The organism is Microbacterium schleiferi, assembly GCF_020781975.1.
Lineage (GTDB): Bacteria > Actinomycetota > Actinomycetes > Actinomycetales > Microbacteriaceae > Microbacterium.
The window spans coordinates 102,662-124,146 of the sequence record NZ_JAJGNI010000008.1; the positions used below are offsets into that span (position 1 = coordinate 102,662).

Sequence of the window (21,485 nt, forward strand, 5' to 3'; positions counted from 1 at the left end):
GGGGTCCTCACTCTAGTCTGTCGGGGTGACCGGAGACCTTCTGTCGGGGGTGGCATTCGACGACGTGGCCGCGGTGATTCGCGAGGCCACCTTTCGTGACGACCTCACGGTCCGGGAGATCCCCGCACCAGCAGGCCTTGCTCCTCATGCGCTTGCGTTGGCTGCGGACGTGAGGCCCGAGGCATCCGGCAATGATTCAGCCTACGGAACTGGTCGCTTCATCCTGTTGCACGACCCGGATGAGCCCGCCCAGTGGAACGGCACCTGGCGCATCGTGTGCTTTGCGCAGGCACCGCTCGAGCCCGAAATCGGCATGGATGCGCTGCTGGCGGATGTGACGTGGTCATGGCTCACCGACGCCCTCCAGGCTCACGCTGCGACGTACCACTCTCCCTCCGGAACCGCCACGAAAACCCTCTCCAAAGGATTCGGGAGTCTTGCCGACGAGGGTGACGGCGCTCAGATCGAGTTGCGCGCATCCTGGACACCGACTGCGAACCTCACCGCGCACGTCGAGGCCTGGGCAGAGCTCGTCTGCATGCTGGCGGGGCTCCCGCCCGGCTCTGAGCAGATCGCAACGGTGACGTCCCGCCGGGTGAGCCGTGGCTGAGTACACCGTCATCGCGGATGCCGACGGATTGCATCGTGCCGCCGCTGAGCTCGCAGCAGGCGAAGGACCGGTGGCCGTCGACGTCGAGCGCGCCTCCGGATTCCGCTACTCGCAGCGCGCCTACCTCGTTCAACTCTTCCGCCGTGGCGCCGGCGTCTTCCTGGTCGACCCACCAGCTGTCGGTGCCGACTTCACGTCACTGCAACAGGCAATCGGTGACCTCGAGTGGGTCTTTCACGCCGCCAGTCAGGACCTGCCTTCCCTGCGCGAGCTCGGCCTCGAGCCTCCGACGATCTTCGACACCGAACTGGCATCACGACTTCTCGGACGAGAGCGTGTGGGCCTGGGTGCCGTCGTCGAAGAAACCCTCGGCGTCACCCTGGCAAAGGCACACTCGGCATCCGACTGGTCCACTCGTCCTCTTCCGCAGGCGTGGCTCGAGTACGCCGCGCTCGATGTCGAGTACCTGATCGATGTGCGCGACATCCTTGTCGAGCAGCTCGCGGATGCCGGCAAGACGGCGTTCGCGGCGCAGGAGTTCTCTGCGGTCCTCACCCGGGAGCCCAAACCGCCGCGGGAGGATCCCTGGCGCCGGCTCAGTGGTCTCCACACGGTGCGTGGACGCCGGGGGCTCGCGATCGCGCGGGCGCTGTGGCTCGCCCGTGAAGAACTAGCGATCACGCAGGATGTCTCGCCAGGGCGACTCGTGCCCGACCGTGCTCTGGTCGCGGCTATCCTGGCCGACCCGAAGACCAAGCAGCAGCTCGCGGCGGTCAAAGAGTTCACCGGCCGAGCCAGCCGCTCCGAGCTCGATCGGTGGTGGGCAGCATTCGAAGCAGGACGCGCCGACCCCGACCTGCCACCCGAACGGGTGCGAAACACCGACACGATCCCGCCGGTAAGGGCGTGGGCCGATCGCGCGCCCGAGGCCGACGCCCGTCTGAAGGCCGCCAAGCCGGCGATCGACGAACTCGCGCAGTCGCTGCACATGCCGGTCGAGAACCTCCTCACCCCGGAGCTGCTCCGACGCGTCGCCTGGGCTCCCCCGGCGTCGATCGACGCCGAGTCCATCGGCGCAGCGCTGTCGGAACTCGGTGCGCGACCCTGGCAAATTGAGCAGACTGCACAGGTGATCGCCGAAGCCTTTGTGGAATCCGGTCAACCCTCGCCGGAGGCCTCCGAGAGGGCTTCGTAGGTTCGACCCAACCGATTCCGCGCCGTTTTGACTCCTTCCTAGGCTGGCGTCATTCCCAATCCTTGGAGGCAGAGTGGCCGAAATGTCGGACGTCTTCTTCGTCGACGGTATGCGCACCCCATTCGGGCGCGCGGGCGAGAAGGGCATGTACTGGAACACCCGGGCTGACGACCTGGCAGTCAAAGCGATCATCGGACTGATGGAACGCAATCCCGACGTTCCGAAAGACCGCATTGACGATGTTGCGATCGCCGCGACATCACAGACCGGCGATCAGGGACTGACGCTCGGCAGGTCTGCGGCGATCCTCGCCGGACTGCCGATGACCGTTCCTGGCTTCGCGATCGACCGCATGTGTGCCGGGGCGATGACGAGTGTCACCACGATGGCCGGCTCGATCGGTTTCGGCATGTATGACCTTGCGATCGCCGGCGGCGTTGAGCACATGGGCCGCCACCCGATCGGCTCCAACGCCGACCCCAACCCGCGCTTCGTCGCGGAGAAGATGGTCGATCCGGGCGCGCTGAACATGGGCGTCACCGCTGAGCGGTTGCATGACCGCTTCCCGCAGCTCACCAAGGAGCGCGCCGACCGCTTCGGCATGAGGAGTCAGCAGAAGGCGCAGGCAGCCTATGACGCCGGAAAGATCCAGCCTGATCTCGTCCCCGTCGCGATCAAGACTGCTGAGGGTGCCTGGGGGCTCGCGACGGAGGATGAGGGTCGCCGCCCGGAGACGACGATGGAAGGGCTCGCATCGCTGAAGACCCCGTTCCGCCCGCACGGGCGCGTTACCGCGGGCACGTCATCACCGCTCACAGACGGGGCCACGATGGGGCTTCTGGCCAGCGGCGACGCGGTCAAGCAGTTCGGGCTCGCCCCCAAGATGCGACTGGTGTCTTTCGCTTTCGCGGGAGTGCAGCCCGAAATCATGGGCATCGGGCCCATTCCTTCTACCGAGAAGGCGCTTCAGAAAGCCGGCCTGACGATCGATGACATCGGGCTGTTCGAACTCAACGAGGCCTTCGCCGTGCAGGTGCTGTCACTGCTCGATCACTTCGGCGTGGCGGATGACGACCCTCGCGTGAACCAGTGGGGTGGCGCCATTGCTCTGGGGCACCCGCTCGCGGCATCCGGCGTGCGGCTGATGATCCAACTTGCGGCACAGTTCGCCGAACGCCCCGACGTCCGGTACGGCTTGACCGCCATGTGCGTGGGTCTCGGGCAGGGCGGTTCGGTCGTTTGGGAAAACCCGCACTACAACGGCAAGAAGAAGAAGTAGGAGTTCGCCGCCATGACCAACTACGACGAGATCGACTTCTCGCCGCTGGATGACCTCACCGACGGCGAGGTCATCACGCACTCGCTGGTGACCGACGTGCGTCTGGCCTCCGGCAAGGTGCTGGCCCTTGTCACCCTCGACAACGGGCGTGATCACACGCGGCCCAACACGCTCGGACCGGCAACGCTCAAGGAGCTCGGGGAAACACTCGACGCTCTCGCCGCTCGCGCCGCGGCCGGCGAGATCGATGCTGTGGCCATCACGGGCAAGCAGTACATTCTTGCCGCCGGTGCCGACCTGAGCGACGTCTCTCGGGTTCCCTCGGCCGCTATCGCCAAACTGATCGCGCAGCGGGGCCATCAGGTCCTCGGCAAGCTCTCGAGCCTCGGCGTACCCAGCTTCGCTTTCGTGAACGGTCTCGCGCTCGGCGGCGGGCTCGAGATCGCGCTGAACTCCACGTATCGCACGGTGGATGCTTCGGCGGCCGCTATCGCGCTCCCCGAGGTGTTCCTCGGCATCATTCCCGGCTGGGGTGGAGCGTACCTGCTCCCCAACCTCATCGGTATCGAGAACGCGCTCGAAGTCGTCGTCTCCAACCCGCTGAAGCAGAACCGGGTACTCAAGCCCCAGCAGGCTTACGACCTCGGCATCATGGATGCCATCTTCCCGGCAGCGAATTACCTTGAGGATTCACTGCGCTGGGCCGATGGCGTCCTCACCGGCTCGGTCAAGGTCGAGCGCAAGAACGAGCCGGGCAAGATCGAGCGTCTGACCAAGTGGCCGATCGCGATCAAGATGGCTCGCGGGATGCTGGAGAGCCGCATCGGCACGGTCCCCCGCTCCCCCTACGTCGCGCTCGATCTTCTCGATAAGGCCAAGGGCGGCACGAAAGCAGAGGGCTTCGCTCGCGAGGATGAGGCACTGACCGATCTCATCACCGGCGATCAGTTCGCGGCATCCATGTACGCGTTCGACCTCGTACAGAAGCGTGCCAAGCGACCCGTCGGCGCTCCCGACAAGGCGCTTGCCAAGAAGGTCCAGAAGGTCGGGATCATCGGTGCCGGCCTCATGGCCAGCCAGTTCGCGCTGCTGTTCGTGCGAAAGCTCCAGGTGCCGGTCCTGATCACCGACCTTGATCAGGCGCGCGTCGACAAGGGACTCGCCTACATCCACGAAGAGATCGGCAAGCTCGAGCAGAAGGGACGACTCGACGGGGATGGTGCGAATCGCCTTCGTGCGCTCATCCACGGCACCACCGACAAGAACGAGTACGCCGACTGCGACTTCGTGATCGAGGCGGTTTTCGAGGAGGTCGGGGTCAAGCAGCAGGTGTTCGGCGAGATCGAGAGGATCATCGCCGAAGACGCGATCCTCGCGACAAACACGTCGTCGCTGTCGGTCGAAGAGATCGGAGCGGAGCTCGAGCACCCGGAGCGGCTCGTGGGATTCCACTTCTTCAACCCGGTGGCGGTGATGCCGCTGATCGAAATCGTGAAGACCCCCACCACCGACGAGGCGGCGCTGTCGACTGCCTTCGTTGTGGCCAAGGGTCTGGGCAAGAACGCCGTCTTGACGGCCGATGCCCCGGGCTTCGTCGTCAATCGCCTTCTCGCGAAGGTCATGGGCGAGGCTGCTCGGGCCGTGTACGAGGGCACGCCGCTGCTCACGGTCGAGAAGGCCTTCAGCCCTCTGGGGCTACCGATGAGTCCCTTCCAGCTCATCGACCTCGTCGGCTGGAAGGTCGCTGCGCATGTGCAGGACACCATGGCTTCCGCTTTCCCCGAACGCTTCTACGCCAACGAGAACTTCCACGAGCTGGCGGAGCTGCCCCAGGTCGTGGAGAAGGACAAGAACGGCAAGGTCACCGGTTGGACGAAGCCTGCCGAGAAGATCCTCAAGCCGGCCGTGGGTACCGCCCCGGCAGGCGAAGACGAGATTCTCCGCCGCGTCCAGGACGGGTTGGCGCAGGAGATCCGCATCATGCTCGATGAGGGCGTCGTACCCGAGGTTGAAGACATCGATCTCTGCCTGATCCTCGGCGCCGGCTGGCCCTTCATCGACGGGGGCGCATCGCCGTACCTTGATCGCGAGGGCGCATCTCAGCGCGTGTTCGGGGGTACCTTCCACGAACCTCCGATCCGAGGAATCGCCGCCGTCTGACCTGGCGACAAACGAGGAGGGGCCCGGCTGGATCAGCCGGGCCCCTCCTCGTTTGCCGTTGTTGCGTCAGTCGCGGCGCTGGGCGAACTCGGCGATGAAATCGGAGCTGTTTTCAGCGCGGCGCGCGATCGGAATTCTGGTGCCGAGAACTTGAGCGACCACATCCTGAGCGATCTTGCTGGCGACCAGCCCCGCATCCTCGAGGATCTGCTCACGGCTTGCATGGGCGATGAACTCATCCGGAAGGCCGAGCTCATCAACGGCGGTATCGACGCCCGCCTCGCGCAGGACCTGGCGCACGCGCGTCCCGATCCCGCCGACACGGATGCCGTCTTCGATCGTGATCACGAGCCGGTGCGCGGCGGCGAGGTCGATGACAGAACGCTGTACGGGGATCACCCAGCGCGGGTCGATGACCGTCGCGCCGATCCCTTGGGCGCGCAGGCGGCTGGCGACGTCCATAGCGATGTGCGCCATGGGGCCGATGCCCACCAGCAGAACGTCTTCCGCGCCTCCCCTTGTAAGGACATCGACGCCATCCTCCAGACGTTCGACGGCGGGAAGGTCGGGAAGCACTGACCCCTTCGGGAAGCGCACCACCGTGGGTGCATCAGACACCGCGACAGCCTCGCGGAACTCTTCGCGCAGACGCTCCGCGTCCCGCGGGGCAGCGATCCGGATGTTCGGGACGAGTTGGAGCATGGCAAGGTCCCACACGCCGTGGTGGCTCGGACCGTCAGGCCCGGTGACACCGGCGCGATCGAGGACGAAGGTGACGCCCGCGCGGTGCAGAGCGACATCCATCATGACCTGGTCGAACGCACGGTTCATGAAGGTGGCGTAGATCGCCACGACCGGATGCAGGCCCCCGAAGGCGAGACCCGCGGCTGACGCAACGGCGTGCTGTTCAGCGATGCCGACGTCGTAGACCCGCTGCGGGAAGCGCTCTGCGAACGGTTGCAGGCCCGTGGGGCGCAGCATGGCAGCGGTGATGGCGATCACGTCTTCGCGCTCGGTTCCCACCTCCACGAGCTCCTGGGCGAAGACATCGGTCCAGGCCGATGCGCCCGACCCACCGACCGGCTCACCCGAAACGGGGTCGATCTTGCCCACAGCATGGAACTGGTCCGCGACGTCGCGAAGGGCTGGTTCGTAACCGCGACCCTTCTCGGTGATCGCGTGCACGATGACAGGCGCCCCGTGCTCCTTCGCGAGCTCGAGTGTTTCGAGCAGCATCGGCAGGTCGTGGCCGTCGATCGGGCCGAGGTACTTGATATCGAGGTTGGAGTACAACGCCTCGTTATTGGTGAATCGGGAAAGGAATCCCCGCGTTCCGCCGCGCACCCCCCGGTAGAAGGCGCGAGCTGCAGGCCCGAGTCGGCTGGATATCCGGTCGGAGCGTTTACGCAGCGTCTCGTAGCTGGATGCCGTACGTACACGATTCAGATAGCGCGCCATGCCGCCGATCGTCGGTGCGTACGAGCGTCCGTTGTCGTTGACGACGATGACCAGATTGCGATCGTTGTCGTCCGAGATGTTGTTGAGCGCTTCCCAGGTCATGCCGCCCGTCAGCGAGCCATCACCGACAACGGCCACCACGTGCCGATCTCGACGACCTGTTCGCGCGAAAGCCCGCGAAATTCCGTCAGCCCAGCTCAGGGAGCTGGAGGCGTGCGACGACTCGACGACGTCGTGTTCACTTTCCGAGCGCTGAGGGTAGCCGGCGAGCCCATCACGGCTGCGCAGCTGTGAGAAATCCTGACGCCCCGTGAGGAGTTTGTGGACATACGACTGGTGCCCGGTGTCGAAGATGATCGGGTCATCGGGTGACGAGAACACCCGATGGAGCGCGATGGTCAGTTCAACCACTCCGAGGTTCGGCCCGAGGTGGCCTCCCGTGCGGGCGACGTTCTCGACGAGAAACGCGCGCACCTCTGCTGCGAGTTCGCACAGCTGATCCGTCGTGAGCGCGTCCAGATCCCGTGGTGAGCGGATCGTGGGCAGCAGAGCCATCTCACTCCTCCCGTCGGGTCGCATCCCAGCTGGGATGCGATCTGGCAAGTCTATCGAGGCACCACTGGGCGGGATCGAGCACACTCGTGTTTCGATCCCGCCCAGCGATGAACGTCGACAGCGCCGTGATGAACCTCAGACGAGCGAGCGCAGCACGTACTGGAGGATGCCGCCGTTGCGGTAGTAGTCAGCCTCTCCCGGGGTGTCGATGCGAACGATCGCGTCGAACTCGATGGTCTGCTTGCCCTCCGACGAGAACTCGCTCGGCTCGGCGGTCACCCGCACCGTCTTGGGTGTCACGCCTTCGTTGAGCTGCTCGAGGCCGGTGATGCTGATGACCTCGGTGCCGTCCAGGCCGAGAGACTTCCAGCTTTCCCCGGCGGGGAACTGCAGCGGCACGACACCCATCCCGATGAGGTTCGAGCGGTGGATACGCTCGAAGCTCTCGGTGATGACGGCCTTCACGCCCAGCAGATTCGTTCCCTTGGCAGCCCAGTCGCGCGATGAACCGGAGCCGTACTCCTTGCCGCCGAAGACCACCAGCGGAATACCGCGCTCCTGGTAGTTCATGCTCGCGTCGTAGATGTAGGACTGCGGGCCGCCCTCCTGCGTAAAGTCGCGCGTGTATCCGCCCTCGACAACCTGACCGTCGTTGACGGCAGCGACAAGTTCGTTCTTCAGCCGGATATTGGCGAACGTGCCGCGGATCATGACTTCGTGGTTTCCGCGGCGCGAGCCGTAGGAGTTGAAGTCCTTCTGCGCGACGCCGTGCTCTGCCAGATACCGAGCGGCGGGGGTTCCCGCCTTGATGTTTCCGGCGGGGCTGATGTGGTCGGTCGTCACCGAGTCACCGAGGGTAGCCATCACGCGTGCTCCGCGAATGTCGCTTACGGGGGTGAGCTCCATCGTCATGCCGTCGAAGTACGGGGCCTTGCGAACGTAGGTGGAGTTCGGGTCCCATTCGAACTGCGCGGCATCCGGGGTGGGAAGGCTCCGCCACCGCTCGTCACCGTCGAACACTGTCGCGTACTGCTTGATGAACTGCTCACGCGAGATCGACGAGTCGATGACCTCCTGGACCTCGTCGGTCGAGGGCCAGATGTCCTTGAGGAACACGTCGTTCCCCTCCTGGTCCTGGCCGAGCGGGTCGGTCTCGAAGTCGAAGTTCATCGAGCCGGCCAGGGCGTAGGCCACCACGAGAGGCGGCGATGCCAGATAGTTCATCTTGACATCCGGGCTGATCCGACCCTCGAAGTTGCGGTTGCCCGAGAGCACCGCGGTCACTGCAAGGTCGTGGTCATTGATCGCTGCCGACACCTCGTCGATGAGCGGACCGGAGTTACCGATGCAGATCGTGCAGCCGTAGCCGACCGTGTAGAAGCCGAGACCCTCCAGCGCCTTGTCGAGGCCCGAGGACTCGTAGTAGTCGGTGACGACCTTGGACCCCGGCCCGAGGGTCGTCTTGACCCACGGCTTGCGCTTGAGCCCCTTGTCCACGGCCTTCTTTGCCAGCAGGCCCGCTGCGAGCATGACCGATGGGTTCGAGGTGTTGGTGCAGGAGGTGATCGCGGCGAGGGTTACCGCGCCGTTGTCGAGCAGGTAGCTCTGGCCCTCGGGCGTGGTCACCTTCACGGGCTTGGATGCCGCGACGGGGCCGCCGGATGAGATGAGGACGTCGTGCACGTGACCGTCCTCGTCGCCGGGCTCCCCGCCCGGGTCGGATGCCGGGAAGGAGCCTTGCGACTCGAGGTCGACGATCGAATCCGATGACGTCGGCGCGGCGTAGTTGAGAATGTCCTTCTCGAACTGCGCCTTCGCCTCAGAAAGCAGGATGCGATCCTGCGGGCGCTTGGGGCCGGCGATCGAGGGGACGACGGTACCGAGGTCAAGCTCCATGTACTCGCTGAAGACGAGCTCACGTGCCGGGTCGTGCCACATCCCCTGCTGCTTCGCGTAGGCCTCGACCAGCGCGACGGTCTGCTCGTCGCGGCCGGTGAGGCGCAGGTAGTCGAGCGTGACATCGTCGATCGGGAACATCGCAGCGGTCGAACCGAACTCGGGGCTCATATTGCCGATGGTCGCGCGGTTGGCCAGGGGAACGGATGCCACACCTTCGCCATAGAACTCGACGAACTTGCCGACCACGCCGTGCTTGCGGAGCATGTCGGTGATCGTGAGCACGACATCCGTGGCGGTCACGCCCGCCGGGATCGAGCCGGTGAGCTTGAAGCCCACGACTCGCGGGATGAGCATGGAGACCGGCTGACCGAGCATGGCGGCCTCGGCCTCGATGCCGCCCACTCCCCAACCGAGCACGCCGAGACCGTTGACCATAGTGGTGTGCGAGTCGGTACCGACGCACGTGTCGGGGTAGGCGCGGAGCACACCGCCGACCTCACGGTCGTACACGACCTTCGCGAGGTGCTCGATGTTCACCTGGTGCACGATGCCGGTGCCGGGGGGAACGACCTTGAAGTCGTCGAAGGCCGTCTGGCCCCACCGCAGGAACTGGTAACGCTCGCCGTTGCGCTCGTACTCGATCTCGACATTGCGCTCGAGTGCGTTGGGCGTTCCGAAGAGGTCGGCGATCACCGAGTGGTCGATCACCATCTCGGCGGGCGAAAGCGGGTTGATCTTGGCGGGATCCCCACCGAGGTCGGTCACGGCCTCGCGCATCGTCGCGAGATCGACGATGCAGGGAACACCGGTGAAGTCCTGCATCACGACGCGTGCCGGGGTGAACTGGATCTCGGTGTCGGGCTCGGCGTCAGGGTTCCAGGAACCGAGCGCCTGGATCTGCTCCTTGGTGACGTTCGCACCGTCCTCGGTGCGAAGCAGGTTCTCCAGCAACACCTTCAAGCTGAAGGGAAGCTTCTCGTAGCCGGCGACGGAGTCGATCCGGAAGATTTCGTAGTCGGTCTCCCCGACTGTCAGTGTGCTCTTGGCACCGAAGCTGTCAACGGTGGACATGTGTGCTCCTTCGTCGGCGGAGGCGGGAAGCCGGTCGCTCCCCATCTTGTTCGTCAGCTTCGGACCCTGCCAGCAAGGCGAGCCTTACTGGGTCTGAAGCCGAAAAGTATCTTGACGTCAAGATAAATGGTATCACTCGGCGCGGCGCGGATACAGAGCCCGAACCACCAGCCAGGTCACGGCGATGAGGGGCGCGAATAGCGGGATGCCCATCAGCAGCTTGGTCGTCCCGAGCGCCGTCACGTCTCCCGCGAAGTAGAGCGGGAGCTGGACGATCAGGCGCGCAGCGAAGAGCGCGGCCCATGCGATCGACAGCCAGAAGAAGACCCGGCGCTTGCGCGGGTCGCGGCGCCAGGCCGTTCCCTCGCCCATGAGGAATCCCACGGCGAGCCCGATCAGCGACCATCCCACTACCGCTGACACCAGAAATGCTGATCCGTAGACGGCGTTCGTGACGAAACCGAGGACGAAGTTGTCCTCCGCCCTTCCCGTCCAGAGGGCAAGCGCTGCTGCAGCGGCTGCGGCGATCAAGCCCCCCAGCGCGGCGTTCAGCGACGAGCGCGCAATGAGACGCGCGACGGTGAAAACCAGTGCGAGCCCCACCGACACTGCGAGCGACAGCACAAGTTCGCTCGTGAGCGTATAAAGCACGAGGAAGGCAAGGCTTGGGAGGACCGATTCGAGGATGCCGCGCCAGCCGCCGATCGCAGCCCAGACTGCACGCCCAGTCGTGACGTCCTGAGCGGGGTCGAGCCCCGCGCGCCGAGCAGCCTCACCGAGAGCGGCGCTCACGGCATCCGAGACCCGCGGCTGCTCTCCGCCTGCCGGGGAAGGCCCTGACTCTTCGGGCTGCGCCGAGTCATCGGCGCCCGAGCGTGGAGTGCTCACGCGGTACCCGGCGTTGCGGGCATTCGAAGCGGGATCAGGTCTCGGGGGGGCATCGGGGTGGTCCCGCGCACCACGACGATCGAGCGGAACAGATCCTCGATCTGTGCTGCAGCCTCCACATCGGTGGCCGCGGCGCCGCCGACGACGCCACGCAGGAACCACCGGGGTCCGTCCACACCGATGAAGCGCGCGATGCGCTTACCTGCCGACGGATCGGTTCCGGCCACAACCGGCACTTCCGCGAGGAGCTCTGGCCCGAGCGGGCCCTGGCGCTCTTCGACGCGACCGCCCTGTTGGCGGATCTGCGCGCGAATCTGGTCTCGGGTCTCGTTCCACAGACCGGTCGATCGAGGCGCTGCAAAAGCCTGGACCTGCAGAGTAGAACCAGCGTAGTCAAGGCCGACAGCGACGATGCGCTTGGTCTGCTCCTCCACCTCGAGGCGCAAATTCAGGCCCTCACGCGGCAGGATCTTGATCGCGCCGAGGTCGATGTACGGACGCACGGCCCGCGCTTCGGCCTCATCGAACGGGCCCGACTGCTCCCGGTCCGCGGGAGCGGACTTGGCGTCCTTCTCGGGTCCGTCCGTCGAGGCGTCGGGTGAACCGTCGTCGATCTGCTCCGTCATCGTGCTGCGCTCCGTCCCATGCCGTCAACGCTACCCCCGACGCATCCGGTCGATCCGAATCCGCCGTCGCCGCGGACGCTGTCGGGCAACTCCTCGACGGGCAGGAAACGCGCGATGGTCACCGGCATGATGATCATCTGCGCGATACGGTCCCCCACCGCGATCTCGTAAAACTCACGGGCGTCGGTGTTCAGAAGGCACACCTTGATCTCGCCGCGGTATCCGGCGTCCACCGTGCCCGGCGAGTTCACAACCGTGATGCCGTGCTTGGCGGCAAGCCCGCTCCGGGGAACGACGAAGGCCGCGTATCCATCCGGGAGTGCGATGCGAACACCGGTTCCCACGAGGGCGCGCTCCCCCGGCTCGAGGCGCACGGCCTCAGCGGCGACCAGATCCGCGCCGGCGTCGCCCGGGTGGCTGTATGTCGGCGGGTGGGCGGCGATAATGGGGATGTCCACGGATGGGGTCACGCAACGAGGGTAATGCAGAACACGATGGCGACGACGAGAGTCCAGACGTCAGCCGACTACCGCGAACGGCTGGGTCCGTCGCTGTGGGTGGTCGTGTCTGCGGCGGTGGTGGCGCCGATGGCGGCGCTGGTCCTGGTGCCGATCGACACCACCGTCGCACTGGCTGTCGGTGCCGTGATCGGGGTCGCCGCAATTGCGCTGCTGGTCTGGGTCAGCCCGGTCGTTCGCGTCAGCGAGGGACGCGTCTTCGCCGGCCGCGCCTGGATCGAGGCCAGCTACCTCGGCGAACCCGTCGCCCTCACTGGTGAGGATGCGCGCTTCGCGCGTGGCCCGGGACTGGATGCGACGGCATGGCACGTCATTCGCGGCGGGATCGACGGGCTCGTGGTCGTCCCTGTCGTCGACTCGGACGACCCGGCACGGGCCTGGGTCATCTCGAGTCGGACACCGGACAGGCTCGCTGCGGCGATTCGGCGCGCGCAGGCGTCGCACTAGGCGGTTCGCCCGCTGATCAGGCTGCGCACTCCTTGCAGATGATGCCAACTGCTTCCTCGTGGTCCACCTGCGAGCGGTGCTTCACCAGGAAGCAGCTGGCGCAGGTGAATTCGTCCTGCTGCGGCGGGAGCACCACCACGTCAAGCTCGAGGTCGGAGAGGTCGGCCCCCGGCAGCTCGAAGCCAGACGGGTTGTCGGAGTCGTCGACGTCGACCGAACCCGACATCTTGTCGGGGACCCGCTCCTTGAGCGCCTCGATGGACTCGCTGTCGTCGTCGCTCTTGCGGGGTGCGTCGTAGTCGGTGGCCATTCTCTACTTCCGTTGCGTGATGCTGTGGTGCGGTGCTGCGGGGCCGCTATGGGCGGCGATAGTTTGCACGACGGATCGGGATTTAGCAAATGCTCACTCCGTGTGCCGACGTGGACGAAACGGGCGGCGCGCGATGGATATTCCCTGACGCAGGCGAACGGTGTGCCAGCATGGGGCCGACACGCCGAAGAGGCACGGGAGGAGCGTGGGATGGAACAGCTCAAAGTCATCGCGACGGAAGACGATCAGCTGATCCTCGCAACAGAGTCGGGCGACAGGTTCACGCTCGCCCTCGATGATGCACTGGCATTCGAGGTCCGCCGGGCCCGCCGGGCACGCGAGTCCGACGCATCTGCTGCTCGCCCGAGCCCTCGAGACATCCAGACGCAGATCCGCGCCGGCCTCAGCGCAGAAGAGGTCGCGGAGCTTCTCGGGGCTCGTGTCGAGGATGTGCGCCGGTACGAAGGTCCCGTGCTGGCCGAACGAGAGCACGTCCTCAGCCAGGCGCTGGCAGTCCCGGTGCTCGTTTCTGCAGAGCTGGAACCCGACGGCGAGTCCACGTTCGGTGCGGCGGTGCGCGCGAAGCTCGCTGAAGCGGGTGCCACCGCGGAGCGGTGGACGAGCTGGAAGGATGCGACGGGCTGGGTGATCAAGCTCGAGTTCCGCACCGGTGATGTCGACCGCGATGCGCGCTGGGGCTTTGACCCGCGACGTACGGGGCTGTCGCCGTTGAACACCGATGCAACGCAGCTGTCGAGGCAAGGAGCACTCCCCGACGGTCTCATCCCGCGGCTGCGTGCCCTTGATCCGTCGCCGTCGAAGGATGACTCACGGTTCGACTCCGGCGCGTTCGGCCCTCGGCGAGACGATGATCAGGCACGCGACGCGGAGCGCCCCGCTGAGCGCACCCCGGAACGCGCAAGCGCCGCGGTCCGTGAGGCGGCGACCAAGCGCGCCGCCGACCCTGTCGTGACGACCTCTCCGGAGACAGCGGATCTGCTCGAAGCGCTGCGCCGTCGTCGCGGCCAGCGCGAATCCGCTCCGGAGCCTTCGACCGATGAGGCAGAACGTTCGCCGGTTGCGCTGTTCGATGCGCTCGAGCCCGGATACGACGAGACCACCACTCCCCCTGCAACGGCGGCCGACGAGGAGCCGGCGGATCTGGAAGCCACACAGCTGTCGTCATCCCGCAGGCGCGGTCGCTCGTCCCTACCGACGTGGGACGAGATCGTTTTCGGCGCTCGCTCTGACGAGTAGCCCGACCCCGGGCCCAACGCCGTCAAACTGCGTATGCGCCAGCTCGTAGCAGGGGGACGACTGACTCCTCGAGCGTGAGCGATCCGTGCTGCCCCACCATGCGCTGCGGTGACCGGTCGTCGAGACGGTTGTCGTAGTAGGCGACCCGGGCTCGTGCGGCGACAAGGACATCACCGATCCGATCAGCGACGGTCGGGCGCACGCTCCCGAACACCCCGGCGGCAATGGCTTCGTCACGGGTCATCACCCAGGCGCGGTCGGCATCGGCGGCTCGCCACACGCCCGCCACCGCGTCAGCCGCTTGAGGCTCCGTATACAGATGCAGCATCCGCGGTTCGCCCGCTATATCGGCGACGCCCTCGAGCCGTGGATCGCCGTCGTCCAGGAGCACGTGACGGCTCGCTGGGACATCGATCATTCCGTGATCGGCGGTGATGAGCACGCCGGCCTGCGGCGCTGCACGCACGAGGTCGCGAAGGGAGGCATCCACGCGTTCGAGGCCCTCCGTCCACGCCCCGGACTCCCAGCCGGCGCGGTGGCCGATGCCGTCGAGCTCGGGAACGTAGAGGTAGGTGAAACTGCCCGGATGCTGCGCCGCGAGTGCACCCGCACGGGCGATCCGCTCGTCCAGGTCGGTGACCCCGACGAACTGGGCTCCGTCGGTGGTCGCGCGGGTGAAGCCCGTCGTGGCAAACTCCGGCTTCGAGACCACGAAGACCGGCGCGTGCCGGGCCTGCGCACGAGTGAGCGGCTGCTCTTGCTGCCAATCGTCGGGCAGGTCGCCGTCTTCCCAGCCATGGAGCAGGTTCGCAACGCGGCCGGTCTTGGGGACACGAACCCGGTACCCGAGCATCCCGTTCTGTCCGGGATCCGTCGCCGTGAGCAGGCCCGTGAGCGCGCTGGCTGTGGTCGAGGGAAAGGTCGTACGGGCGACGTCGCGGATGCCGCTGATGCTCGCCAGAAACCTCGCGTGGCCGGCGCGTGCCCGCAGTTGTGCAGCGCCCACTCCGTCGAGCATGACGAGGACGGTGCTCTGGGCGGGTCGCAGCCAGATGCTCTCCCCGCGCAGCGAACGGAACATCTCCGGCACGACGTCGGTGAGGCTCCGGGTTCTCGGCGAGTGCGCAGGTAGTGTGATCGGCATCCACGCCAGTCTCCCACGGCCCCTCTTCCCGGAGGCCGAGGTGCGTCCGTCCCAGCGTTCGAGGTTTTGTCATGCCGTCATCCCGTCCCCCCCAGCCCGCTGAGGTCGCCGAGCGGATCGAGGATGTCGACGTCGCAGCTGAAATGCAGGGCTCGTTCCTCGAGTACGCCTACTCGGTGATCTACTCCCGCGCACTTCCCGATGCACGCGACGGGCTCAAGCCTGTGCAGCGGCGCATCCTCTTCCAGATGGCAGACATGGGATTGCGGCCCGATCGCGGGCACGTCAAGAGCTCGCGCGTCGTCGGCGAGGTGATGGGAAAGCTCCACCCCCATGGCGATGCGGCGATCTACGACGCCCTGGTGCGCCTCGCGCAGCCCTTCTCGCTGCGCGTGCCCCTCGTGGACGGGCACGGAAACTTCGGGTCGCTCGATGACGGTCCCGCGGCTCCCCGATACACCGAGGCGCGACTGGCGGCCCCGGCGCTTGCGCTCACCGAGAACTTGGATGAAGACGTCGTCGACTTCATCCCGAACTACGACGGGCAGTTCCAGCAGCCCGCGGTGCTGCCCGCAGCCTTCCCGAACCTGCTCGTCAATGGCGCGTCGGGCATCGCGGTGGGCATGGCAACGAACATGGCGCCGCACAACCTCATCGAGGTCGTGGCAGCCGCGATCCATCTGCTCGAAAACCCCGAGGCCACCGTGGAAGAGCTCATGGAGTTCGTTCCCGGACCGGACTTCCCGTCGGGAGGCATCGTCGTCGGCCTCGACGGAGTGAAGGATGCCTACGCGAAGGGCCGAGGCTCGGTCAGGACCCGCGCGAAGGTGTCGATCGAGTCGTTGGGGCCGCGACGAACCGGCCTGGTGGTGACCGAGCTTCCCTACCTCGTCGGCCCCGAGCGGGTGATCGAGAAGATCAAGGATGCCGTCACGTCCAAGAAGCTGCAGGGCATCGCCGATGTCACCGATCTCACCGACCGCCACCGCGGACTGCAGCTGGTCATCGGCATCAAGACCGGGTTCGACCCGAATGCCGTGCTGGAACAGCTGTACCGACTGACGCCACTTGAGGACTCCTTCGGCATCAACAACGTGGCGCTCGTCGAGGGGCAGCCGCAGACGCTCGGCCTCAAGGAAATGCTCGAGGTCTACGTCAGGCACCGCATCGAGGTCGTGACGCGGCGCAGCCGTCATCGCCTGGGAAAGCGGCGCGAGCGGCTGCACCTGGTCGAGGGCCTCCTGATCGCGATCGTGGACATCGACGAAGTCATCCAGGTGATCCGCACCTCGGATGACGGCGAGCAGGCCCGCTCACGACTCATGGAGGTCTTCGACCTCTCCCAGCCGCAAGCCGAGTACATCCTTGAGCTTCGTCTGCGCAGGCTTACCCGCTTCTCGCGCATCGAGCTCGAGCAGGAGCGCGACGCGTTGAAGGCTGAGATCGCCGAGCTGGAGGCGCTGCTTGCGAGCGACAAGCTGATCCGCGCGCAGGTCGCCACCGAACTGGATGCCGCGGCTGAGGCGTTCGGCACGCCCCGCCGCACGCTGCTGCTCAACGGCGGCCCCGTTGCGTCACGGTCGTCGTCGAAGAAACCCGTCGATCTGCAGATCGCCGACACTCCCTGCCGTGTGTTCCTCTCGGCGACAGGCCGAATGGTTCGGGCTGACCTCGATCCGGAGGCGACGGGCGGCGGGATCGTGTCGCCCACACGGCGGTCGAAGCATGATGCGATCCGCAGCGCCGCCGACGCGACCACTCGCGGGCACCTCGGGGCCCTGACGACCCGCGGACGCCTCGTGCGCTTTACGCCGGTCGACCTCCCGTCCGTCCCCGGCAACTCGGTGCAACTGGCGGCGGGAACCCGCGCAGACCACTACCTCGGGCTCTCGGGCGGTGAACACGTTGTCGCGATCGTTCCGCTCGATGGGACGATCCCCCTTGCGCTGGGTACCGCCCAGGGTGTCGTCAAGCGCGTCCTCCCGAGCGAAATCGCCGCCCGCGACGAGATCGAGATCATCTCCCTGAAGCCCCACGACGCTGTCGTGGGCGGAGCGCTGGCTCCCGACGATGCCGAACTTCTCTTCGTCACCGACGATGCGCAGCTGCTGCGTTTCGACGCGAGCGCGGTGCGGGCTCAGGGGCGCGCAGCCGGCGGGATGGCCGGTATCCGTCTCGGCTCGGGCGCTGCCGTCATCGGCTTCGCCGTGATCCCGGCCATGGAAGCTGCCGAGGCGGTCGTGGTGACGGCGGCGGGAAGTGCAGGTGCACTTGCTGGTGCAGACGTGAGTTCGGGCAAGGTATCGCCGCTGAGCGAATTCCCACCGAAGGGTCGCGCCACCGGCGGTGTGCGCGCGCACCGACTGCTCAAGGGTGAGGATCGCCTGGTTCTGGCCTGGGCAGGTTCCGACCCGCGCGCAGTGGCGCAAGACGGTGCAGCACGAACCCTGCCCCCCGCCGGCGCCAAGCGCGACGCGTCCGGGGTCTCGCTCGAAGCCGGCGTCGCCGCGATCGGCACTGTCGTCCGCTGAGCCCGACGCCGGCGCTGTTGCCGGGAACCGCTCAGGCGTCGATGCGTTCGCGGGCGAGCCGGTCGGACGACTCGATCAGGAACTCGCGTCGCGGTGCGACGTCATTACCCATGAGCAGTTCGAAAACGGATGCCACAGCCTCCGCATCCTGGACGCGAACCCGACGCAGAGTGCGACCCGCGCGATCCATCGTCGTGGTCGCGAGCTGCTCGGCATCCATCTCACCAAGACCCTTGTAGCGCTGGATGGGCTCCTGCCACGTACGGCCGGCCTTCGTGAGGCGGTTCAGCAGGGCATGAAGCTCCGCCTCGCTGTACGTGTAGAGCGTCTCGTTGGGTTTGGACCCCGGATGCTTCACGACGACGCGGTGAAGCGGCGGAACGGCGGCGAACACCCGTCCTTCTTCGATCAGTGGTCGCATGTAACGGAAGAAGAGGGTGAGCAGCAGCGTACGAATGTGGGCGCCGTCAACATCGGCGTCGCTCATCAGGATCACCTTGCCGTAGCGCGCGGTGCTGATGTCGAACGACCGACCTGAACCGGCACCGATGACCTGGATGATCGACGCGCACTCCGCGTTCGAGAGCATGTCGCTGATCGACGCTTTCTGAACGTTGAGGATCTTTCCGCGGATCGGGAGCAGCGCCTGATACTCGCTGTTGCGCGCGAGCTTGGCGGTACCGAGCGCCGAGTCACCCTCGACGATGAAAAGCTCGGAATCGGCAACGTCGTTCGAGCGACAGTCGACAAGCTTCGCGGGAAGGGACGACGACTCCAGCGCATTCTTGCGTCGCTGGGTCTCTTTGTGTGCGCGCGCGGAGATGCGCGCCTTCATCTCAGCGACGACCTTGTCGAGCAGCAGCGAGGTCTGCGCCTTGTCGTCACGTTTGGACGAGGAGAATCGCGCAGCAAGTTCCCGGGCAACCACGGTCGAGACGATCTGGCGGACGGCAGGGGTGCCCAGAACCTCCTTCGTCTGTCCCTCGAACTGCGGCTCGGGGAGTCTCACCGTGAGCACGACAGTGAGGCCTGCCAAGATGTCGTCTTTATCGAGCTTGTCGTTGCCGACCTTCAGCCGACGTGCATTCTGCTCGACCTGCGTGCGGATCACCTTCATGAGGCCGGCCTCGAACCCCTGCTGGTGCGTGCCGCCCTTCGGGGTAGCGATGATGTTCACGAACGAGCGCATCGTGGTCTCGTAGCCGGTCCCCCACCGCACCGCGACGTCGACCTCACACGTCCTCTCCAGCTCCGTCGGCACCATGGCCCCGGATGCCTGCAGTACCGGCACGGTCTCGGTAAAGGTACCCGTGCCCTGCAGCCGCCAGGTGTCGGTGACCGCGGCGTCCGGAGCGAGGAACTCCGCGAACTCCGAAATCCCACCGTCGAAGCGGTACTCCGTCGTGAGCGGCGCCTCGGGGTCACGTTCGTCGGTGATCGTGATCGACAGGCCCGGTACGAGGAAGGCCGTCTGCCTGGCCCGCTGCTGTAGGTCTTCGAGCGAGAAGGATGCGTCGCGCGTGAAAATCTGCCGATCGGCCCAGTAGCGGATGCGTGTTCCGGTGACGCCCTTCGGAGCCCTGCCGACCACGCGAAGGGTCGAGCTCTTCTCGAACGGTGTGAAGGCGGAGTCCGGCGTGGGGCCCGCGAACTCGCCCGGTTCACCCCGGTGGAACGACATCGCCCAGGTCTTGCCGCCGCGGTCTACCTCGACATCCAGACGCTCCGACAGGGCATTGACGACTGACGCCCCGACGCCGTGCAGACCGCCCGACGCACTGTACGAACCGGACCCGAACTTTCCGCCGGCGTGCAGCTTCGTGAACACGACCTCGACGCCGGACAGTCCCGTGCGAGGCTCGATGTCGACGGGGATGCCGCGGGCTCGATCTCGCACTTCGACGCTCCCGTCGGCGTACAGCACGATCTCGATCGTCGAGCCGTGGCCGGCCAGCGCCTCATCGACCGAGTTGTCGATGATCTCCCACAGGCAGTGCATCAGACCGCGGGAATCCGTCGATCCGATGTACATTCCGGGGCGCTTGCGCACAGCCTCCAGGCCCTCGAGCACCTGCAGATGATGGGCGGAGTACTCGGCGGTCACAATCGTTCAGATTACGCGGCGTGGACAGGATCGACGGGGAGCCACGCGGCACTGGGGGCTGCCGTACGCGCTCAGCGAAATGTGACCCAATAGCGGCATACCCGAAACATCCCCGTGGTTGTATGTCATGACACCGCCAGGAGTGACGCACCGAGGAGGCATGACCATGGCTACCCTTTCCCCCGCAGAGATCGACGTCATCGAGAGCCGTCTTACCGCCGCCGACCGCTGCGACTCGTGCGGCGCTCAGGCCTACATCGCCGCCGAAGTGAACGGCAGCGAGCTGCTCTTCTGCGCCCACCACGGACGCCGCTACGAAGAGAAGCTGCGCGAGGTTGCGACGAGCTGGCACGACGAGACGCACCGTCTCAGCGCTGAGTGAGCTCAGCACACGTCGAGTCCTGCACACCCTGAATGGCTTCGCTTGATCCGCGGACGCGGATGCACTACCGCGCCGCGCGGGCACGACAGATCGACGTCGTGTCGCTGTGGCAACGCGCGCGCGAAACGTCACGGGAGCACGATCGCTGGACTCCTGCCGTGCTCGCCGACATGCTCTGGTCGGCGGGCGTGCGTCAGGTCGGATTCCAGGACTACGTCGACTATGACTTCGCGACCCTGACCCGCGCGGAACGGGACACCTATATGACGCATCCCGTTTCGAACGAGCTGTCACAGCGATACGACGATCCGCGCCACCGTTCCCAGTTCCACAACAAGATCACGTTCAACGAGACGTTTGCGCCGTTTCTCCATCGCGAATGGATGACGATCACGCCCGACAACGCGGACGAGTTCCGCGATTTCGTCGAGCGCCACGGCACCGTCATCGTCAAGGAACCGGTCGGTCAAGCGGGATCCGGCGTGCACCGCTATCGGGCGGATGCCGTCACCGACTGGTCGGCGTTCCACAGGGGTCTGCTCGACCGCGGAGAGCTTCTCGCCGAAGAAGTGATCACGCAGCATCCTGACCTTGCGGCTTTCTGCCCGGGCACGGTCAACACGACCCGGGTGACGACCTTCTTCGACGGCGAACGCACACATATCCTCGCGATGGCGCAGAAGTTCGGCCGAGGACAAGTCAGCGACCAGATGAGCTTCGGCGGCTTCTATTCGATGCTCGACGACGACGGCCGTGCGGTCGGCGCCGGATACGACTCGCACGGCAACGTGCACGAGCTGCACCCCGACACCGGACGCCGCATCTCCGACTTCACTCTGCCGATGCTCGGCGAGGTGAAGACCTTCATCGATGAGGTAGCACGTGTCGTTCCGACGGTGCGTTACGTGGGGTGGGATGTCGTCGTGACTCCCGCCGGCCCTGTCCTCGTCGAAGGCAACTGGGCGGCAGGGGTTTATGAGAACAAGCCCAGCGTGACCGGCATCCGCACCGGCCACAAGCCCCGGTACCGGGCTGCAATCGGCTTCTGAGA

General features: G+C 66.1%; 17 protein-coding genes. 9 read left to right on the forward strand and 8 right to left on the reverse strand.

The window, feature by feature from the left end:
* The first annotated feature begins 25 nt into the window (after positions 1-25).
* The 4 genes from LL236_RS10960 (at position 26) to LL236_RS10975 (ending at position 5,244) form a co-directional block, all read left to right on the forward strand.
* Positions 26-610, forward strand: coding sequence for a DUF3000 family protein (locus LL236_RS10960; protein ID WP_228178817.1), 585 nt, complete (start codon positions 26-28; stop codon positions 608-610).
* Complete coding sequence (locus LL236_RS10965; RefSeq protein WP_228178818.1) at positions 603-1,805, forward strand: HRDC domain-containing protein; 1,203 nt, start codon at positions 603-605, stop codon at positions 1,803-1,805. The genes LL236_RS10960 and LL236_RS10965 overlap by 8 nt, the downstream gene beginning before the upstream one ends.
* Before the next feature lie 73 nt (positions 1,806-1,878).
* On the forward strand, positions 1,879-3,084 hold the full coding sequence (locus tag LL236_RS10970; RefSeq protein WP_228178819.1) for a thiolase family protein: 1,206 nt from the start codon (positions 1,879-1,881) through the stop codon (positions 3,082-3,084).
* Positions 3,085-3,096: 12 nt separating this feature from the next.
* Positions 3,097-5,244, forward strand: a complete 2,148-nt coding sequence (locus tag LL236_RS10975) for a 3-hydroxyacyl-CoA dehydrogenase NAD-binding domain-containing protein (RefSeq protein ID WP_228178820.1) — start codon at positions 3,097-3,099, stop codon at positions 5,242-5,244.
* Positions 5,245-5,310: 66 nt separating this feature from the next.
* Here the strand turns inward: LL236_RS10975 and dxs are convergent, their stop codons facing one another.
* From dxs to dut, 5 genes are all read right to left on the reverse strand, one after another.
* A complete protein-coding gene (dxs, locus tag LL236_RS10980) occupies positions 5,311-7,257 on the reverse strand; it encodes a 1-deoxy-D-xylulose-5-phosphate synthase (protein ID WP_228178821.1) in 1,947 nt (648 codons plus the stop codon).
* A gap of 135 nt (positions 7,258-7,392) precedes the next feature.
* Positions 7,393-10,227, reverse strand: a complete 2,835-nt coding sequence (locus LL236_RS10985; RefSeq protein WP_228178822.1) for an aconitate hydratase — start codon at positions 10,225-10,227, stop codon at positions 7,393-7,395.
* A gap of 132 nt (positions 10,228-10,359) precedes the next feature.
* Positions 10,360-11,019 (reverse strand): DUF3159 domain-containing protein, encoded by a 660-nt coding sequence (locus LL236_RS10990; RefSeq protein ID WP_292729004.1) that lies wholly within the window; start codon positions 11,017-11,019, stop codon positions 10,360-10,362.
* Between the two features lie 92 nt (positions 11,020-11,111).
* Positions 11,112-11,741: a DUF3710 domain-containing protein gene (locus LL236_RS10995; RefSeq protein ID WP_228178827.1), complete on the reverse strand. Its 630-nt coding sequence runs from the start codon at positions 11,739-11,741 to the stop codon at positions 11,112-11,114.
* Positions 11,738-12,211 (reverse strand): dUTP diphosphatase, encoded by a 474-nt coding sequence (gene dut / locus LL236_RS11000; RefSeq protein WP_228178828.1) that lies wholly within the window; start codon positions 12,209-12,211, stop codon positions 11,738-11,740. The genes LL236_RS10995 and dut overlap by 4 nt, the downstream gene beginning before the upstream one ends.
* Before the next feature lie 24 nt (positions 12,212-12,235).
* Between dut and LL236_RS11005 the strand changes: the two genes are divergently transcribed.
* The gene (locus LL236_RS11005) at positions 12,236-12,706 is read left to right on the forward strand and encodes a DUF3093 family protein (RefSeq protein WP_228178829.1); all 471 of its coding nucleotides are present in this window, start codon (positions 12,236-12,238) and stop codon (positions 12,704-12,706) included.
* Between the two features lie 16 nt (positions 12,707-12,722).
* Here LL236_RS11005 and LL236_RS11010 read toward each other — a convergent pair whose 3' ends face one another.
* Positions 12,723-13,016 carry a DUF4193 domain-containing protein gene (locus LL236_RS11010; RefSeq protein ID WP_228178831.1) on the reverse strand — a complete coding sequence of 98 codons (294 nt, stop codon included), beginning with the start codon at positions 13,014-13,016 and terminating at the stop codon, positions 12,723-12,725.
* 210 nt (positions 13,017-13,226) lie between these two features.
* Between LL236_RS11010 and sepH the strand changes: the two genes are divergently transcribed.
* Positions 13,227-14,273: a septation protein SepH gene (sepH, locus tag LL236_RS11015; RefSeq protein ID WP_228178832.1), complete on the forward strand. Its 1,047-nt coding sequence runs from the start codon at positions 13,227-13,229 to the stop codon at positions 14,271-14,273.
* 22 nt (positions 14,274-14,295) lie between these two features.
* Here the strand turns inward: sepH and LL236_RS11020 are convergent, their stop codons facing one another.
* On the reverse strand, positions 14,296-15,417 hold the full coding sequence (locus LL236_RS11020) for an alkaline phosphatase family protein (protein WP_228178834.1): 1,122 nt from the start codon (positions 15,415-15,417) through the stop codon (positions 14,296-14,298).
* Positions 15,418-15,488: 71 nt separating this feature from the next.
* Here LL236_RS11020 and LL236_RS11025 point away from each other — a divergent pair, with 71 nt between their 5' ends.
* The gene (locus LL236_RS11025) at positions 15,489-17,948 is read left to right on the forward strand and encodes a DNA gyrase/topoisomerase IV subunit A (protein ID WP_228178840.1); all 2,460 of its coding nucleotides are present in this window, start codon (positions 15,489-15,491) and stop codon (positions 17,946-17,948) included.
* Between the two features lie 31 nt (positions 17,949-17,979).
* Here LL236_RS11025 and LL236_RS11030 read toward each other — a convergent pair whose 3' ends face one another.
* Complete coding sequence (locus LL236_RS11030) at positions 17,980-20,052, reverse strand: DNA gyrase/topoisomerase IV subunit B (RefSeq protein ID WP_374198028.1); 2,073 nt, start codon at positions 20,050-20,052, stop codon at positions 17,980-17,982.
* A 166-nt stretch (positions 20,053-20,218) separates the two neighbouring features.
* Between LL236_RS11030 and LL236_RS11035 the strand changes: the two genes are divergently transcribed.
* Entirely contained in the window at positions 20,219-20,434 is a 216-nt protein-coding gene (locus LL236_RS11035; RefSeq protein WP_374198029.1) for a DUF7455 domain-containing protein, read from the forward strand.
* A gap of 32 nt (positions 20,435-20,466) precedes the next feature.
* Positions 20,467-21,483 carry a sugar-transfer associated ATP-grasp domain-containing protein gene (locus LL236_RS11040; RefSeq protein ID WP_228178847.1) on the forward strand — a complete coding sequence of 339 codons (1,017 nt, stop codon included), beginning with the start codon at positions 20,467-20,469 and terminating at the stop codon, positions 21,481-21,483.
* The last annotated feature ends 2 nt before the right edge of the window (positions 21,484-21,485 follow it).

What these genes read in the sequence shown, in the direction of transcription:
- LL236_RS10975 (WP_228178820.1), top strand. Translation starts at nt 3,097, where the DNA reads ATGACCAACTACGACGAGATCGACTTCTCGCCGCTGGATGACCTCACC.
- dxs (WP_228178821.1), bottom strand. Translation starts at nt 7,257, where the DNA reads ATGGCTCTGCTGCCCACGATCCGCTCACCACGGGATCTGGACGCGCTC.
- LL236_RS10985 (WP_228178822.1), bottom strand. Translation starts at nt 10,227, where the DNA reads ATGTCCACCGTTGACAGCTTCGGTGCCAAGAGCACACTGACAGTCGGG.
- LL236_RS10995 (WP_228178827.1), bottom strand. Translation starts at nt 11,741, where the DNA reads ATGACGGAGCAGATCGACGACGGTTCACCCGACGCCTCGACGGACGGA.
- LL236_RS11005 (WP_228178829.1), top strand. Translation starts at nt 12,236, where the DNA reads ATGGCGACGACGAGAGTCCAGACGTCAGCCGACTACCGCGAACGGCTG.
- LL236_RS11010 (WP_228178831.1), bottom strand. Translation starts at nt 13,016, where the DNA reads ATGGCCACCGACTACGACGCACCCCGCAAGAGCGACGACGACAGCGAG.
- sepH (WP_228178832.1), top strand. Translation starts at nt 13,227, where the DNA reads ATGGAACAGCTCAAAGTCATCGCGACGGAAGACGATCAGCTGATCCTC.
- LL236_RS11020 (WP_228178834.1), bottom strand. Translation starts at nt 15,417, where the DNA reads ATGCCGATCACACTACCTGCGCACTCGCCGAGAACCCGGAGCCTCACC.
- LL236_RS11025 (WP_228178840.1), top strand. Translation starts at nt 15,489, where the DNA reads ATGCCGTCATCCCGTCCCCCCCAGCCCGCTGAGGTCGCCGAGCGGATC.
- LL236_RS11035 (WP_374198029.1), top strand. Translation starts at nt 20,219, where the DNA reads ATGGCTACCCTTTCCCCCGCAGAGATCGACGTCATCGAGAGCCGTCTT.
- LL236_RS11040 (WP_228178847.1), top strand. Translation starts at nt 20,467, where the DNA reads ATGGCTTCGCTTGATCCGCGGACGCGGATGCACTACCGCGCCGCGCGG.